General features: G+C 46.0%; 1 protein-coding gene. It reads right to left on the bottom strand.

Going from position 1 to position 446, the window contains the following annotated elements; genetic code table 11:
• Window positions 1–27: 27 nt before the first annotated feature.
• Window positions 28–405 carry a hypothetical protein gene (locus tag B4U49_RS00195; RefSeq protein WP_078082618.1) on the bottom strand — a complete coding sequence of 126 codons (378 nt, stop codon included), beginning with the start codon at window positions 403–405 and terminating at the stop codon, window positions 28–30.
• Window positions 406–446: the final 41 nt, after the last annotated feature.

The raw sequence follows: 446 nt of genomic DNA on the forward strand, positions 1-446 counted from the left end.
CGTTGGCTGTCGCTCTGCCGCTGATTGTTATGCATTTGCTTGCCGCCTGGCCATGAATGCTGCCAGAGCTCCACAACCAATAAGTACTACGAAATGCGGCACATAAATCATGTATTGGCTGGAGTATGTGGCAAATAACACAACTTCACACGAAACAATTGCAATCAGCGCTGTCATCCATGCATTAAGTCGCAATAGCTTTATCGAGAAAAAAACAAGTAGAAAAGCAATAACCCCATACCCCAAGAATTGCGTAACGGCAATGTCCCACACTAATAAAGTATTGGGGGATAGCAGGTCAGACACTTCTTTCGGAACGGCAATTGCGGCAGAAAATCCTGTGAAATATACACCCAGATAAGCCACAGCAATTCCAACCACCACTCCGACAACTACGCTTTTCATGTGTCTCTCCTTGATGCATAACGTTCGGTTTAGGGGCGGCT

It is taken from the genome of Microbulbifer mangrovi, assembly GCF_002009015.1.
GTDB lineage: Bacteria > Pseudomonadota > Gammaproteobacteria > Pseudomonadales > Cellvibrionaceae > Microbulbifer > Microbulbifer mangrovi.

Excerpts from the sequence above, each read along its gene's own strand:
- B4U49_RS00195 (WP_078082618.1), bottom strand. The coding sequence starts at position 405 with ATGAAAAGCGTAGTTGTCGGAGTGGTGGTTGGAATTGCTGTGGCTTAT.